This is a genomic window from Pseudomonas sp. GW822-FHT04C11 (assembly GCF_058800905.1).
On sequence record NZ_JBXAMS010000011.1, the window covers coordinates 46,773 to 62,368 of the forward strand.

Sequence of the window (15,596 nt, forward strand, 5' to 3'; positions counted from 1 at the left end):
AGCCACGTTGCACACACAACCCTGTAGCAGCGGCCGCAGGCCGCGTTCGGCTGCGAAGCAGTCGTAAAACCATGCCCTGCGGCGCATCAGGCTCACCGAGCCGTCCGCATGGCGAGCGCTTCGCACTCGAACGCCGGCTGCTACAAAAGCCACGTTGCACACACAACCCTGTAGCAGCGGCCGCAGGCCGCGTTCGGCTGCGAAGCAGTCGTAAAACCATGCCCCGCGGTGCATCAGGCTCACCAAGCTGTCCGCATTGGCGAGCGCTTCGCCCGAACGCGGACCGACTCGAACGCCGGCTTCGCCAGCTGCTACAAAAGCTGTGGTGTTCTTTAGAACTGCCAATTCAGGCTCAGGCCTACTCCGTGGCTGTTTTCGCCGCTGGCCAGACGGCCGTTGTAATCGAGGTTCAAACGGACGTCCTTGGCCAATGCCAGCCCTGCCTGAACCCCGATCAGCGCCGCGTTGCGCGCCAGTGGTGCGCTTTCGACGGCGAACGTCGGGCCGCCGCTGGCAAACGCCAGATGGTCTTCCGATCGGGTAGCGCTCAGGTTGTGCTGCCAGCCGAGGGTGCCGGCCAGGTCGAGCTGTTGCTGACTGGAAAGGTTGATGGTTTTCAGCGCTCGCACACCCAACGTGCCGAGCACCGCATCACGCGTGTCGCGACCACTTTTCAGCGCTGCGGCATCACCTTTTTCAGTGAAGCCGTCAGTGTCCAGGTGCACATAGGCGAGGTTGGCGAACGGCTCCAGCGCTACTGGCAACCGGTCCATCCGGTAGGCAGCTTCGGTGAACACTTGCGTGGTGTTGGCGTCGACCTTGGCTTTCTGCTTGGCGCTGACTTCGCCGTAGTGCAGGTCGCGCTTGATGTCTGCCCGGTGCCAGCTGTAAGACCCGCCAAGACTCAGGCGCAGTGCGCCCAGTTCGCGTCCGGCGTAAGCGCCCAGGTGGTAGCTGTCGACTTGTGCCCGCGAGTGGGTGCCGCTGTCCAGGTTCAGCGAGCTGTCGCTGTAACCCGTGACGAATCCCAGACGAGTGTCTTCGTCGAGCAAGCCGTCGACCCCAGCCAGCAAGCCGCCAATCGAGGTGGTCGAACCCGTTGTGTCATTGCGCGTATCGGTCTTGCCCCAGGCGCCCAACGCCTTGACCCAACCGCTACCGCCCGTTGCCGGATCGGCCTGCAAACGCTCGGTCACCGCATCACGCAGGTAACGGCTGTCGTTGATCAGCAAGGTGTCGAGCGCCGGATAGATTTCTCCGGACAACTGCTGGAACGCCTGTCGGGCAGACGCTGCCGATGGCGACAGCAAGAGGCTTTCGTAAACCGGATTGCCCGTGCCCAATTGCTCGACGGCAGCCGCCACGGAACGTTGGTTCGGGGTTTGCCCGACACTGGCGAACGAAGTGCCGTTGCGTTGAATCGCCAGCTGCACGCCCGTCGCCGAATAGTCGAGACTGCCGCCGATGAACAGATAGTTCGGCACCACCGCACCGAATTCCCCCTGAATACCGCCCGCCGCTTGCAGGATGTTGTACTGGTGACCCAGCAGGCTTTCGACCTGGCTGGCACTTAACAGTGTCGGGCTGTTTTCCAGCGCAAGGCTGACGGTGGCACCAGTAACGGTCGCCGTGCCGCTGGCGAGAATGCGGTCGCTGCGGGTCGGCGACAGCTCCACAGCATAGGTCGAACCGGGGGCCAGCGTCACATTACCGTTGACCTGCAAGGTGCCGATCGAATTACCCGGTGCGACGGTTGCGCCGCGGTTGGCGATCAAACCACCGACCCGCCCGGAACCGCCCAGGGTGCCGCTGTCATTGACCGTCACCGCCGAACTCAGCGACCCATTGACCGTCAACAGCCCGCCATCCACCGTGGTCGAACCGCGATAGCTGTTGTTCCCGGCCAGTATCAACTGACCCGCACCGGATTTGATCAGGCTGCCTTCATACAGTCGTGTCGCGGCAGCGGCATCGCGCGCCGTGCCCACCGCATAATCGGTCTGGTCCTGCTGACTGGCATTGGCCGCGACACCGTTTTCCCAGCCTTTGTCTTTCAAGGTCTGTTGCCAGGCGCTGTGTTCGGCGGCATCTTCGCTCTGACGCTGGATCAGCGCCTTGTCCGAGATGTCGTTGCTCCACACATCACGTTGACCGGCGGCAAGACTGGCGTCGAATGGACCGAGCAATTGCCCCGGCCCTCTCATCGCCCGCGCAAGGTCGGGCACGCCCCAACCGACCCGAGCGGTCGGCGCGTCGGTGATCGAACCGTCAAGCTGGGTCGCAGTGGTCAGCAACACCTGCAAGGCTTGCTGGTTGTTCATGTACGGATAGCGTTCCATCACTAGCGCCAAGGCCCCGGTTGCATGGGGTGCCGCCATCGACGTGCCGTTGTAACTGGCATAACCGCCACCGACGATGGTGCTGTAGATCTGCGCGCCCGGCGTGCTGATACACCAGTACTTGGCGATCCCGCACTGGTTGTATTTTTGCTGGTTGTTTTTATCCAGCCCCGAGACCGCCAGCCAGTGGCCTTCCAGGTCCGGCTCGAAATACGGCAGGCTCGCACGCACGCTGGCGTTGGCGTACCCGCTGTTGCCGGCGCTGAACACGTTGATCACGCCACGCCGCGAGACATCGGCGGCCGCATCGATCCAGGTGTTGCGGTTCCAGTGCTGGGCATAGGCGGCGTGCAGGCTGTCGATCGTCTTGTAGTCGACATCCTTGGGCTGGCTGCCCCAGCTGTTGTTGATTACCCGCACGCCAGCATCGGCCAAGGCGTCATAGGCCGCCTTGAAATACTTCGGATCGGGGCCGGGGCCAAACAGGAAGCTGTCGTTCTGATTGGTATTGGCGACGTACACATCCGCGTTGAACGCCACGCCGTGCATGCCGACACCGTCACGCGCAGCGCCCATGGTGCCGGTGACATGGGTGCCGTGGGAGTCGTTGTTGGCGTTGTGAATGCCGCTGACACTGAACGGTGTGCCGTTGAGGTCGTTGCCGGTGGCCGTGACCGCATGAAAGCGTGCGGCTTCGGGATGGTTCGGATCAAAACCCGAGTCCAGTGCGCCGATCTTCACCCCTTTGCCGGTGAATCCTGCGGCATAGGCTTCATTCGCCTTCAGGCGATCCAGGCCCCAGTCGCGCTGGTACTCAGCGGTGCGCCAACTGGCGGGATCCCCCACTTGCCCCGGATCGAGATAAGCCGCCTGAACTGCAGCAGGCAGCGCGGCGACGAGCAACAACAATGAGCCGGTGGTGATCGGCTGGGCACGATTACGACATACGTCCGTGTTCATAAATACTCGCTTTCCTGGCGTTATTAGACTTGTAGTCCCCTATCCCGGGGCGGTGCAGCGGTGTGGCGTTTATCGGGTCGTCTTACGCGGGCCGAAGGCTTCATCGACCTTGGCCAGGTCCTCTTCACGCAAGTTGCCGGCGTAGTAATGCAACTTGGTCCAGGCCATTAAATAGTCATAACGGGCCTGGGCCAGGTCACGGCGTGTGGTGTAGAGCTGCTGTTCGGCGTTCAGCGCATCAAGGTTGACTCGCTCTCCACCGAGGATGCTTTGCCTGGTCGAGACCACCAGCGCTTCGGCCGAGGTCAGGGCCTTTTGATAGGCGCGCAGCTTGCTGACCCCTGACAGGCAGGCGCTGAACTGGCGCCGCAGCTCGATCAGGGTTTCGCGGGTTTTCGAGTCCAGGTCGTATTCGGCCTGCTCCATCGAGCGACTGGCCTGACGCGTCGACGCCGACACCCCGCCGCCGGCATACAACGGCACGCTGATCTCGATACCGATGGTGTTGGTGTCGTAACGCTGGTTGTAGGTGTTGCCGCTTTCCGACTCGTTCTTGCGTGCCGTCGCATAGGCGCTGACCCTGGGCATGTGCCCGGCGCGATTGCGCTCCACTTCGAACCGCGCCACTTCCACCGCCTGACGCTGGGAAGCGAGGTTCGGGTTGTTGTTCAGTGCGAGCTCATGCCAGCTGTCGAAATTGGCCGGTTGCAAGGAGAACGACTCAAAGGACTCGCTCAACGGCTCGAGGTCCTTGATATCGATATCCCGCGTACCGATCAGCGCGCCCAGCTCACGCAAGGAAGCGTCTTGCTCGTCGCGGGCCTCGATTTCTTCGGCGGTCGCCAGTTCGTAACGCGATTCCGCTTCGAGAATATCGGTGCGGGTGCCCTCGCCCTGACGGAACATCTGTTCGTTCTGCTGGAACTGTTGCTCGAAGGCTTTTTTCTTCGCTTGCGCGATGTCGATCTGATCCTGGGCAAACAGCGCCTGGGTGTAATAGGTCAGCACCCGAACCAGCAGTTCCTGGCTCTTGCCGCGAAAGTTTTCATCGGCGAACAGCGATTGCGCCACGCCCTTGCGATACGCCGCGTACGCCTCGTAGTCGAACAGCGGCTGTTGCAGGGTGAAGGTCGAGCCGTAGCTGTTGTAGTTGCGGTCTTCGGTCTGGTTGCGACGGCGTTCGTCCAGGGAAGTGGCCTTGGAGTTGTTGCGGCCCTTGTTGTAGTTGTACGACAGTTTTGGCAGCAGGCCGGCGCGACCGATCGTGCGGTTTTCCAGGCCGGCGTCGCGTTCCTTGATCGCGCCGAGGAAGATCGGATCATTGCGCAGCGCCTGTTCGTACACCTCAAATGGCCCCATGGCGTAAACGTTGGTGCAGACCAGCAATGCGATAGCGGTCCCGAGAATGGAATGCTTGCTCATACGACGGAACATCCTTATTCCTCGGTCAATGCGGAGCCTGCCCGGTCGAGCAGAGGTTTGAACAGATAGTTGAGGAGTGAGCGTTCGCCGGTGCGCACGAACATCTCGGCTGGCATGCCCGGCTTGATCACCAGACCGTTGAGTTTCTCCATGGCGACATCGCTGACGCTGCTGCGCAGCACGTAGTACGGCACGCCGGTTTTCTCGTCGACCATCTGGTCGGCGGAAATCAGGCTGACTTCGCCCGGCACCCGCGGGGTCTTGCTCTGGTTGAAGGCGGTAAACAGGATGTCCACCGGCAAGTGGCTACCGACCTTGTCGATCAGGTTCACCGGCAAATGACCCTCGACCTCCAGACGCGTACCTTGAGGCACGATTTCCAGCAAGGTTTCGCCCGGACGAATCACCGCGCCTTCGGTGTGTACGCCGAGGTTGACGGCGATGCCGTCGGCCGGCGCGACGATTTCACTCTGTTGCAGATTAAAACCGGCCGAGGTCAGTTGCTGTTCGAGGGTCAGGCTCTTGAGCTGCGCGTCCGCCAACTGACTGCGTACCTCTTTCTGGTATTCCTCGCTGTGCTGTTGCAGCTTCAAGCGCGTTTCAAGAATGCCCTGCTCCACTCGCCCGCTTTCGCCGCTGTTCTGCGCCAGCTGCTGTTGCACCTGCGAGAGCTGACGCTGGAATTCCATCAGCCGGTTGCGCGGGATGTAACCGTTGTCCGCCAGGGGTTGCAGGTTGGTCAGTTGCTGGCGCAGGGATTCAGCCTGCGCGGTCAGGTCGGTGCGCGCCCGGCGCATCCCGGCCAATTGCGCTGTGGCGCCTTCGATGTTGGCGCGCAGCCCGGCCTGCTCACGATCAAACGCTTCGCGGCGGCTGCTGAACAGTTGTCGCTGACCTTCCAGCACCAACGCCAGACGCGGGTCGGGGTCGTTGCTAAGCTCGGCGGGGAAACTCACCTGCTTGAGGTTGTCACGCTCGCTTTGCCACCGGGCCAGGCTGGCCCAGGCCATGCGGTACTGGGCTTGCAGGGATTGCACATCGGCTTCGACCTGCGTCTGGTCGAGGCGAAACAACGGTTGCCCTTGCTTCACCGCCTCACCTTCACGCACCAGAATCCGGCTGAGCACCCCGCCACTCATCGATTGCACAGCCTTGCGCTTGCCGGACACCACCACCGTGCCCTGCACCGGAATGCCCTGGTCGAGGGGCGCCAGGCTGGCCCAGAGAAAAAAGCTGCCGGCGCCGACCACGGCGAGTATCCAGCCCAAGCGGGCAAAATAACCGGCGCCGCGTTCAGGGCGCTCCGGTGCGTAACCTTGTTCGATTGTCATGCCGCTGTCCTTGCTCATACACCGCTGCTCTTGGTCGAGGCCTGATACTGGCGGCTCATGCTGAGCCCGGCCGGTGCTGCGACGGTTTTTTCCCGTGGCTGTTCCTGTTGTGCGCCAGACAGCGCCTTGAGCACTTCCTGGCTCGGTCCGAAGGCTTGCAGGCGGCCTTCGTTGAGCACCAGCAACTTGTCGGCCTGGGCCAGCGCCGAGGAACGGTGGGTCACCAGAATCACGCTGGTGCCTTGGGCTTTCATCTGCGCGATGGCGCTGGCCAATGCAGCCTCGCCAACGGTGTCGAGGTTCGAATTCGGCTCATCGAGCACCACCAGGCTCGGCTTGCCATACAGCGCTCGGGCCAGGGCCACGCGCTGTTTCTGGCCGCCGGACAAACCGCTGCCATCCTCGCCCAGCACGGTGTCGTAACCCTGCGGCAGGCGCAGAATCATCTCGTGCACACCGGCCTGCTGCGCGGCCTCGACCACCTTCTGCGGGTCGGCTTCGCGAAAGCGCGCGATGTTTTCGGCGACGCTGCCACTGAACAGTTCGATGTCCTGTGGCAGATAGCCGATGTAGGGACCAAGGTCGTCGCGGTTCCAGCGATGGATGTCCGCACCGTCCAGCCGCACAGTGCCGGCCAGGGTTGGCCAGACGCCCACCAGCACTCGCGCCAGGGTCGACTTGCCGGAGCCGGACGCACCAAGCACACCCAGCACCTCGCCGGCCCCAAGGTTGAAATTCACCATGTGCAAGGTCGCCGCGCGCTTGCCCGGTGGGCCGGCGCTGACCTGTTCGAAGGTCACCTGGCCCTTGGGCGCGGGCAACTCCATGGCGTCTTCATTTGGAGGGAACTCTTGCAGCAAAGCGTCCAGCCGCCGGTAGGCCAGCTTCGCCCCGCTCCATTGCTTCCAGACAGCAATCAACTGATCGATCGGACTCAGCACCCGGCCCATCAGGATGGAACCGGCGATCATCATCCCGGCGGTCATGTCGCCCTTGATCACCAGCAAGGCGCCCAACCCCAGCACCAACGATTGCAGGCACAGACGCAGGGTCTTGCTCAAGGAACTGATGACCGCACCGGTATCGCTGGCCTGGTTCTGCAAGCCGAGAAAACGTGAATGCACCTGGAACCAGCGTTTGCGCAACGCCCCAAGCATGCCCATCGCCTGGATGGTCTCGGCGTTGTGCAAATGACTGGTGGCCAGTTGCGTGGACCGTTGCGAGTAACCGCCGGCTTCACCCAAGGGCTTTTTGGTGATCGCCTCATTGAGGAACGCCAGACCGATCAACAGCACCGCGCCGACGGTAGCGAACACCCCCAGCCAGACGTTGAACAGATAAATCACGAACAGGTAGACCGGAAACCACGGGGCATCGAAGAACGCAAACAGCGCAGGTCCCGTGACGAACTGGCGAATGTGGGTCAGATCGCCCAACGATTGGCCGGCGTTGCCCTCGCCCTTGAAAAGGTTGCGCTCGAATGCGGCCTGATAGACTCGCAGATTGAAACGTCGCTCCAGTTGGCTGCCGATGCGAATCACGATGAAGCTGCGCACGGTCTCCAGCAAACCGATAAACGCGAAAAAGCCCACCACCATCAGCGACAGCATGGCCAGGGTGGTTTCATTCTGCGAGGAGAGTACCCGGTCATAGACCTGGAGCATGTAAATCGACGGCACTAACATCAGTACGTTAATCAATGCGGTGAAACAACCGACGCTGATCAGAATACTTTTATAGTCGCCCAGCGCCTTCAATAGCGGTGCAGTGGGAGTGGTCTTCGCCATTCTCATTGATCTTCCCTGAGCTGATAGCCCGCGCGGTAGTTCGACACGGTTCCAATTAACTGCCCACCACTCTGGCGGGGGTATGCTTTTAATAATGCAACTGACAAGCGAACGAACTCTATGTCATGACGATATAGAGTTCAGGTTATTTACCGGTCAGCAAGAAACTGTGAGGGAGTCGTTATTTCCATGACTGGAAAAGACTCGACTTACCCTGGTGTTCTTAGTCTGGAGCGCGTTGCAGGACAATCTGCGGATCAGAGTGTTTGGTACTTTCGTAGCGCCCTTCCTGCTGTCGGCCAAGATGAATAATTCTTGAACCTTCTTTACCGGTCAGCGATATACCGTCGGGTTCCGGGAACCAACCGACGGGTGTTTCACTCAGCCAACCGGCGAGGCATTGAATATCGCCCGCCAATGTTTGATTTTGCACAAGTTCCAGTGAACAGGTGTTCTGCGGCTGTGCCGTCAGGTAAACCTGCCATTGCCCGGCCAGTTCTGACGGGTCCGCTAATCTCAGGCTGCTTGCCATGACTACATCTCCAGAAAACATCATCAGCGTGGCAATCAGCCACGCCATTGCCCTGTAGGTAAAGGCGTTATGGGTCATAAGGTGCTTCGTTCCAGGTTGTAGCCTATGCAGGCTCGCCTACCGCAGCGGCGCTGGCAAGGACAAAGGGCAGCGCAGATGCGCTGCCCCCATAGTCATCGACTCAGGCCACGATGTCCGTGGTAGCTGCCTGGCCAACGGTGGTGACCAGGAAGTCAGCCACGCCGTGCCCGGAGAAGTCGATGGCAAGGCTGCTGCCACCGGAGATCGAGCTCAATACCGCGTCGCCCGCTGCACCGGTGAACGAATTCACGAAGTGCAGGCCTGCGCCGTTGGTAATGGCACTCAGGTCGATTTTGTCCAGACCGCTGGTGAAATCCAGGATCTGATCGGCCGTACCCGGCTTGGAGTCGGAGCTTGCTGCAAACACGAAGGTGTCAGAACCGCTGCCACCCCAGAGTTTGTCCGCGCCACCCGCGCCGTAGATGATGTCGTTACCGGCACCGCCCTTGAGCTCGTTGGCCACGCTGTTACCGATCAGCAAATCGTTGCCCGAACCGCCGATGGCGTTCTCGATGGTCACACCCTTGGCAATGGAAACGTTACCTACCATGCCGCCAACGTCGGAGAACGAAGCCCCATTGAGGTTGATCTTCTGGTTTTGGGTGAAGCCGGAGAAGTCCAGGGTATCCTTGCCGCCCGCGTCCCACACCGAGAACACGACTTTGTCCGACGACGAGGTCGCGCTGTAGAAATCGCGGCCGGCGTTGGAGTTGAAGCCGTAGGTGGTGTCACCGGTACGGGTGCTCATGTTGGCGCCGTAGAGCTTCTGCACCGCAGCAATATCGTCCATCAACGGACCGGACGAATAAGCCTCGACACCGCCTTTGCTGAAGTTCTGGTTGGTGTTGCTTTCACTCCAGTAACTCATGAGGCTGTAGCCGCGCGTGTCCTGGCCATAGACGGCGTCGTTGTAAGACGGAGTGCCTTCGCCGGCGTTGTAGTCGCCTGGGTGGGACAGACCGAGGGTATGCCCGATTTCGTGAGTCAGGGTCTGGCGACCGTAATTGTTCACGCCCGGGGTTTTGTTGACGTTGTAGCCACTGCCGGTCAGGTACCACGACTGGCCGTCATAGCCAGGCTCGCTGCCAGGCAGGAAGGCAAACGCGGCTGCACCTTCCTGACCGCCACTGTAGTTGCCGAAAGTCATGTGACCGTCACCGCCCTTGGCGGCTTCAGTGAAGGTGACATTGGCAACGTCGCCCCAGGATTGCATGGCGAGCACGGCCTGAGATTTCTGCAAGGCACTGAACTGACTGAAACCAGTAACACCCAGGCCGCTGAAATTCGACGTCGGGGCCGTCAGAAACGTGTAGGTGAGTTCGATCTTGCCGCTGCCGTTGAGATCGTGCCAAGCATAGCCATCTCGCAACAGCTGAGTTGCGGCTTGATCTACCGAGTAGGAGGGTTTGCCATTGACCGTAAGATTGCCGCCACGGTCATACTGATGGCTGAAACTATCGATCTGCGACCAGGCGCTACTTGTGGCGGCCAGTGAGTCAATAGCGTTCACTTTTACTTTCGACATAAACACACTTCCTTGTTTAGCAATGGAACAGTTTTTGTCAGACAGCGACAATCTCTGGCGAGATCGTCCTATCACTCGCCCAATGAAGGCGTAAGAAAGCTGACACATTTCGAAATCAAACGTCTACTACTTTTTTGACGTCAAATTGAACTGCTCCACAAAACTCCCGAAAACAATGACCGGCGGGTCGGAATAATCTTTGTAGTTCAATCCCCTTGATGGATTGTCGGACAATGATCTATTTAAATATTAAATAACAGTACAGTTGTATTTGATTGCTACGTCGCAGTTTTATGTGCCTCTAGGTGCACGCAAAACATGCCGTAAATGCTCAAGTAAAAGTGCATCAACTGCGGGATTTACGAAACATTCGAAAACCATACTCTGCGGTGCGTCAGATTCATCGAGTCGTCCGTATTGGCGAGCGCTGCGCACTCGAACGCCGGCTGCGCCAGCTGCTACAAAAGCGGTGGTGTGCACACACCCTGTAGCAGCGGCCGCAGGCCGCATTCGGCTGCGCAGCAGTCGTAAAACCGGACGCTGCAGTGCGTCAGACTCACCGAGTCGCCCGCATTGGCGAGCGCTTCGCCCGAACGCGGACCGACTCGAACGCCGGCTGCGCCAGCTGCTACAAAAGCTGCGGTGTTCGCAACCCTGTAGCAGCGGCCGCAGGCCGCGTTCGGCTGCGCAGCAGTCGTAAACCAGGCGCCTCGGAATTAGAGCCAGCACGCATCCCATAACGGATAGTCATGAACCCGTTGAACCAACCCGGCACGAATCGGGTTTTGAATGACGTATCGTGCAAGGGTTTTCACGTCTTCATCCTTGCGAACAGCGCGATCGTGATACCCCTTCTGCCACAAACGCCCTTTACGCCCCAATGCCTGATTCACCGCCAAACTACTGCGCGACTTGATACGACACATCACTTGCGCCAACGTCTTTTCTCGCAGTTCAAGCACACAATGAAAATGATCTGGCATCACGACCCAGGTCAAGAAGTCTGCCCAGCCATCTTCCTGAACAAGCTTAAGTTGCTCCACGACCAACCGCCCCAAGCGCCAATCCGCAAAAACCGCACGGCGCTGATAGACGACTGTAGTCAGCAAATAAATCCGCCCAACCTCCGACACCCGCCCCTCGCGCAATCGCCCAGCCTTCGTTGAAACAGGCATTCCTTGCCCCTTCATCCATTCATAGGAGGCTCAGAACTTACAACGTTGACGACATTCAGGCTGGCGCAAAGCTCAACCAGATGTAACCCTCAACTCCCGGTCCGGACCTTGTTCCACAACCGTGTACGAACCCGGTCGATGTTCAGCGGCATGGCCTCACGGACAAACAGCTTGTCGATCATTTCCCGGCTCGGATACACCTTGGTGCCGTAGACGTCATAGCTGAAACCGATGCCGGTTGACGCAACGAGCATCAGCGGCGCTCCGCCCGATGCCCTACAAAACATGATCCAGATCAATGACAGCGCTTCAATCGCCAAACGGCCTTAAAGATTTCACGGTCCTTTCACCAACGAGTGCTATTTTTAAAATTCAAACGGTTGGGCCAATGAGGGCCCATCCCTCCTAAACACGGGCTAACGGACGCGCTCGATGAACAAGGTGGGCAGCACATGAATAGAGTGTCGTTGAGCAAGGTTACGTTTCCAAACGCCTGCCAGCTGATGCGCTGGTATTTTCATCCCATGGGATTCGAGGCGAGCATGGATGCCCCGGACAGCATGATTGCCCGGTTGTTTGATCGTGCCAGTGGCGAGACCATGATCGCCATTGCCGGAATTCCCTGCGCTACAGTGATGAACGCCGCCGATGTCGAGCGAATAATCGAAGCGGTGGAGGATGAGCTTGAAGCCTTTGCTCCTCCTGCCCTGAAAAGTGCTTCTTGAGCCGCACCCTTGAGATCAAAGCCCACGCAGCGTGGGCTTTTTTCGTTCGAAGGCATTCCTGATGCCTGCACCATCCTGTTCAGGCTGACTGCTTGGCAACGCGCTGATCGGCGAAGAAAGGCTTGCCCTGCGCGATCCTGTCGGATGCCTTGGGCATATTGACCGATTGATTGTCCTGGCCATCGACGTACCAATAGCAGTGCTTCACTGCCCGGGTGATGCCAACGTAAGCCAACCGCAGAATCTCGTCTTTCTGTGCACTGTCATAAGGCTCCGCGTCGCCGTCCTTGCCCAACCCAGCCATGCGATAAACCTGATTCTTGTACGGTGAACTGGTCAGGTGCTGGCAATCACCGAGCAGGAATACCGCATCGGCCTGAAGCCCCTTGGCACTGTGATAGGTCAACTGCTTAAGCCGTCGCGCCTCGAATGGCAAGCTAGAATCAGCATTAACTACAGGTGAAATATGCTCTTCAATCAATGACTTATCGCTACTTTTTCGATAAAGCATCAAGATTGAATCGCCGTTTCGATAGTGTTCCATCAGACGCTTGGCCATGGCCGAATCATCCCGATCATGGACGTTGACCGGCAGCAGTTCCCCCGGCTCGCCACTGGCCTTGGCTTTTTTGCCGGGAATCGCCGGTGCGGCGCGCACGATATGCTCGGCAGCGTCGATGATGTGCTGATGGCTGCGGTAGTTTTCGCTGAGCATTACCCGCGTGGTAGCGGGTGACGCAAACTCCTTGTTGAACTCCATGAAGTACTTCGGCGAACTGCCGCGCCAGCCATAGATCGACTGCCAGTCATCGCCGACACACAGCAGCGAGGAGCGTTGCGCCCCACGCCCGACGTGCATGGCCGGACCACGGCTGCGGATTTCCATCAGGGTTGCACGAATCCAGGAGACGATTTGCGGGGAAACGTCCTGAAATTCGTCGATCATCAAGTGCGACATCGGTCGCAGCAACTCATCGCTCAGCAGCTTGAGGTTTTCTGGCGAATGTTCACTGAACAAGGCGAACATCCGGTTGTAGGTCATCACCGGCGGCGACTGATCCAGCAGGTGATCCTCCAGGGCTCGCCAGTACAGGCTGAGCGCTTCAAAGAACAAACGGTCCGGATCGTCCTTGGCGAAACTCATCTGGCCCACGGCAGCCGGAACATCCAGCCCGAGGTTTTCGATAAAGCTGGCCGCCGCGACAAAACAGTCGAGCAGCGGCGCGGAACCCAGTTCGCCCTTGACCTTGTAATCGAACCCCGGTCCGGCACTGGCATCCCCTGCCAGTGTGGCTAATACGCGCTTTGAAGATTCGTAGCTATCTAACCAAATCAAAGGCTTACGACAGAAAGCTTGAAACAGGGTGCGTTTGACTGCCCATTCGGCGCGAACCGTCAGTTTGGCGTTGGGACGGCTGACTTGCGGGTTTTCACGAGGGTCGAAGCCCAGCACGACCCAAGCGTCAAGGGTTGGGATGTAACCGTGACAGTGGAAGGTCGAACCGTTGATCTCGAATGCGTGGCGGCTCGGCTCAATACCCTTGATCGGCCAGGCGCCTGCGCGGATCCACAGATCTTCGACGACATCGCAGAGTTCTTCATCGCGCTTGGCCGCCAGTTCGGTCACCGCCATACGCTTTTGCACATCCGGGTGATCGCGTTCCAGCTCCTTGAGCTGCAAGGCGTGACGGGACAGCGGCGTGATCAGTTCGCGAAAGCGCTCGCTTTGAGTAAACAGCCGGTGAAAACAGGCATTGAGCTGTTGGCGCTGGGTATCGTTGATCCGCAGATCGAACGGGTTGCTGTCGACCTCGGCGTCATCGAGCAGCGAACGGCCATTAAGGTTTTCGAAAGCCTGCAGCCGCTCGAATCCCGGCAGGCTACGGACCATCGGCAGAATGCGTGAGTGGAAGGTTCGCACCAGGTCGCGGGCGTCTTTCTGGGAGAGCGCTCGGCCCCACACGGCAAACAGCCCGATCAGCTTGTTGATGAAGTCCTTGCGCGATTCCCGGGTGAAGGTCACCACAGTCAACGAATCGAGTTCAAACCCCAGGTAATGGGTCAGCAGTAAAATGCGCAGCGCCAGGGTTGTCGACTTACCGGCACCCGCCCCGGCAATCACCGAGGTCGAGGGGGTGTCGCTGAAGATCATCTTCCACTGGGCGGCGCTCGGCTGCGCCGACTCCGGCAACAAGCGGGCGACATCGGCCTTCATGCGTTTCTTGATCTCGGCACTCAGGGGCAGCCGCCAGTCGTCGAACAGGTTTTCATCAATGCGCGGCGCCGGGTGCTCGGTGGATCGGCTGTCGCGAATCAGCAGCACCTGACGGCCTTCTTCTATTCCGTCCAGCTTGCCTTCCTTGTAGCCGTAGTCGACGCCCGCGCTATGACCGCTGCGAAAGCCGTCAGCCTGGCCATGCAGCCAGGACGCCCGGTGCTGCGCGCGCAGGCGATTGAGGCCGTGGCCAAAAAAACGCGCGGCCAGGCGTTTGAGCAACGGCATCTCGGCCAGGGGCAAAAGCTCGGAAGGAAGATCGGGATTGTGACGCGGCACGCTGACTCCAGGGTGTGAGGCTGTTGCAGGCTATGGTGTCTTCATTTGCCGGCGAGTTCTAGTCAAATGCTTATCCATCATTGGTTTAAGCGATGAAGTGAATGCTGGAACGTAGAATATAGCCCTTAAATAACATCTAATAAGCTGATTGGATTAAGGCATTTTTTACGCTTTTTATCGATTGTTAACTGATAGATGATGCTTGCCATCAACCACCGGTTCTCGTTTTGCGGCTCAAGCGTTCCGCCCCATGACGAACCTTTTCAGGAGACGATCATGCTTGAACTCAGACCCTTCAATTCCCTGGGCGGCGCCCACCATGGCTGGTTGGATGCCCATCATCACTTTTCGTTCGCCGAGTACCATGACCCCAAACGCATGAACTGGGGCAACCTGCGAGTATGGAACGACGATGTGATTGCGCCGGGCACCGGATTCCCGAAACACCCGCATCGGGACATGGAAATCATCACCTACGTTCGCGAAGGTGCGATCAGCCATGAAGACAACCTGGGTAACAAGGGTCGCACCGAGGCTGGTGATGTACAGGTCATGAGCGCCGGCACCGGGATTGCTCACAGCGAATACAACCTGGAATCGACGGCAACGAAGATTTTCCAGATCTGGATCATCCCGAATGAAACCGGACTGGCGCCGTCCTGGGGTGCCAAACCGTTTCCCCAAGGTCAACGCGAAGGTTTCGTGACCCTGGCCAGCGGCAAGGCCGGCGACGATCAAAGCCTGCGGATCCGTGCTGATGCACGGTTGGTGGCGGCAAACCTGAAGGCTGGCGAAACCGCCGAGTATCGACTGGACAACGGTCGCCGGGCGTACCTGGTGCCTGCCACTGGAGTCATTGAAGTCAATGGCTTGCGTGCACAAGCTCGAGACGGTGTAGCGGTTGCGCAGGAGCAGGTGCTGCGGGTGACCGCCATCGAGGACAGTGAAATCGTGTTGGTGGACCTGGCTTGATGCGCTGAAAGCCAGATGCAAAAAAGGGGTGACCGTTTTGGTCACCCCTTTTTTTCGGCTGTGTCTCCCGTCCTGAATAAGGTTTACACCTGTTTCAGGACTAGACACTGTAAATGTGGCGAGGGAGCTTGCTCCCGTTGGGTTGCGAAGCGACCCTAAAATTAGCCACCGCGAGTATTCAGATGGAATACGA

The 15,596-nt window shown here is 59.1% G+C and carries 11 protein-coding genes and 1 pseudogene; 2 read left to right on the forward strand and 10 right to left on the reverse strand.

Translation table 11 applies throughout. The annotated features are described in order from the left end of the window. The 9 genes and pseudogenes from AC1RJ3_RS18640 to AC1RJ3_RS18680 all read right to left on the reverse strand — a co-directional run. Window positions 1-345: hypothetical protein (locus AC1RJ3_RS18640; protein WP_493079799.1), on the reverse strand; the 345-nt coding region annotated here is incomplete at its 3' end. Beyond that, window positions 333-3,299 (reverse strand): autotransporter serine peptidase EprS, encoded by a 2,967-nt coding sequence (gene eprS, locus AC1RJ3_RS18645; protein ID WP_493079801.1) that lies wholly within the window; start codon window positions 3,297-3,299, stop codon window positions 333-335. The genes AC1RJ3_RS18640 and eprS, both read right to left, overlap by 13 nt. Window positions 3,300-3,368: 69 nt before the next feature. After that, entirely contained in the window at window positions 3,369-4,733 is a 1,365-nt protein-coding gene (locus tag AC1RJ3_RS18650; protein ID WP_493079803.1) for a TolC family outer membrane protein, read from the reverse strand. Between the two features lie 2 nt (window positions 4,734-4,735). After that, entirely contained in the window at window positions 4,736-6,070 is a 1,335-nt protein-coding gene (locus AC1RJ3_RS18655) for an HlyD family type I secretion periplasmic adaptor subunit (RefSeq protein ID WP_493079805.1), read from the reverse strand. Then, window positions 6,067-7,845: a type I secretion system permease/ATPase gene (locus AC1RJ3_RS18660; protein ID WP_347929973.1), complete on the reverse strand. Its 1,779-nt coding sequence runs from the start codon at window positions 7,843-7,845 to the stop codon at window positions 6,067-6,069. Before AC1RJ3_RS18660 ends, AC1RJ3_RS18655 begins: the two co-directional genes overlap by 4 nt. A 217-nt stretch (window positions 7,846-8,062) precedes the next feature. Then, on the reverse strand, window positions 8,063-8,449 hold the full coding sequence (locus AC1RJ3_RS18665) for an AprI/Inh family metalloprotease inhibitor (protein ID WP_103314561.1): 387 nt from the start codon (window positions 8,447-8,449) through the stop codon (window positions 8,063-8,065). A gap of 103 nt (window positions 8,450-8,552) precedes the next feature. Then, entirely contained in the window at window positions 8,553-9,977 is a 1,425-nt protein-coding gene (locus AC1RJ3_RS18670) for a serralysin family metalloprotease (RefSeq protein WP_493079808.1), read from the reverse strand. 716 nt (window positions 9,978-10,693) lie between these two features. Continuing rightward, the gene (locus tag AC1RJ3_RS18675; protein ID WP_493079810.1) at window positions 10,694-11,152 is read right to left on the reverse strand and encodes an REP-associated tyrosine transposase; all 459 of its coding nucleotides are present in this window, start codon (window positions 11,150-11,152) and stop codon (window positions 10,694-10,696) included. 89 nt (window positions 11,153-11,241) lie between these two features. Further along, window positions 11,242-11,358, reverse strand: a pseudogene (locus AC1RJ3_RS18680) (spermidine/putrescine ABC transporter substrate-binding protein PotF); the annotation flags it as partial. Between the two features lie 246 nt (window positions 11,359-11,604). Between AC1RJ3_RS18680 and AC1RJ3_RS18685 the strand changes: the two are divergent. After that, window positions 11,605-11,877 (forward strand): DUF1652 domain-containing protein, encoded by a 273-nt coding sequence (locus tag AC1RJ3_RS18685; protein WP_054597310.1) that lies wholly within the window; start codon window positions 11,605-11,607, stop codon window positions 11,875-11,877. A gap of 79 nt (window positions 11,878-11,956) precedes the next feature. Here AC1RJ3_RS18685 and AC1RJ3_RS18690 read toward each other — a convergent pair whose 3' ends face one another. Continuing rightward, window positions 11,957-14,431 carry a UvrD-helicase domain-containing protein gene (locus AC1RJ3_RS18690; RefSeq protein ID WP_493079812.1) on the reverse strand — a complete coding sequence of 825 codons (2,475 nt, stop codon included), beginning with the start codon at window positions 14,429-14,431 and terminating at the stop codon, window positions 11,957-11,959. Between the two features lie 276 nt (window positions 14,432-14,707). Here AC1RJ3_RS18690 and AC1RJ3_RS18695 point away from each other — a divergent pair, with 276 nt between their 5' ends. Then, window positions 14,708-15,403 (forward strand): pirin family protein, encoded by a 696-nt coding sequence (locus tag AC1RJ3_RS18695; protein WP_054597308.1) that lies wholly within the window; start codon window positions 14,708-14,710, stop codon window positions 15,401-15,403. Window positions 15,404-15,596 lie beyond the last annotated feature (193 nt).

Bases quoted from the DNA above. Each gene is read 5' to 3' on its own strand.
- eprS (WP_493079801.1), bottom strand. From the start codon at position 3,299: ATGAACACGGACGTATGTCGTAATCGTGCCCAGCCGATCACCACCGGC.
- AC1RJ3_RS18650 (WP_493079803.1), bottom strand. From the start codon at position 4,733: ATGTTCCGTCGTATGAGCAAGCATTCCATTCTCGGGACCGCTATCGCA.
- AC1RJ3_RS18655 (WP_493079805.1), bottom strand. From the start codon at position 6,070: ATGAGCAAGGACAGCGGCATGACAATCGAACAAGGTTACGCACCGGAG.
- AC1RJ3_RS18660 (WP_347929973.1), bottom strand. From the start codon at position 7,845: ATGAGAATGGCGAAGACCACTCCCACTGCACCGCTATTGAAGGCGCTG.
- AC1RJ3_RS18665 (WP_103314561.1), bottom strand. From the start codon at position 8,449: ATGACCCATAACGCCTTTACCTACAGGGCAATGGCGTGGCTGATTGCC.
- AC1RJ3_RS18670 (WP_493079808.1), bottom strand. From the start codon at position 9,977: ATGTCGAAAGTAAAAGTGAACGCTATTGACTCACTGGCCGCCACAAGT.
- AC1RJ3_RS18675 (WP_493079810.1), bottom strand. From the start codon at position 11,152: ATGCCTGTTTCAACGAAGGCTGGGCGATTGCGCGAGGGGCGGGTGTCG.
- AC1RJ3_RS18685 (WP_054597310.1), top strand. From the start codon at position 11,605: ATGAATAGAGTGTCGTTGAGCAAGGTTACGTTTCCAAACGCCTGCCAG.
- AC1RJ3_RS18695 (WP_054597308.1), top strand. From the start codon at position 14,708: ATGCTTGAACTCAGACCCTTCAATTCCCTGGGCGGCGCCCACCATGGC.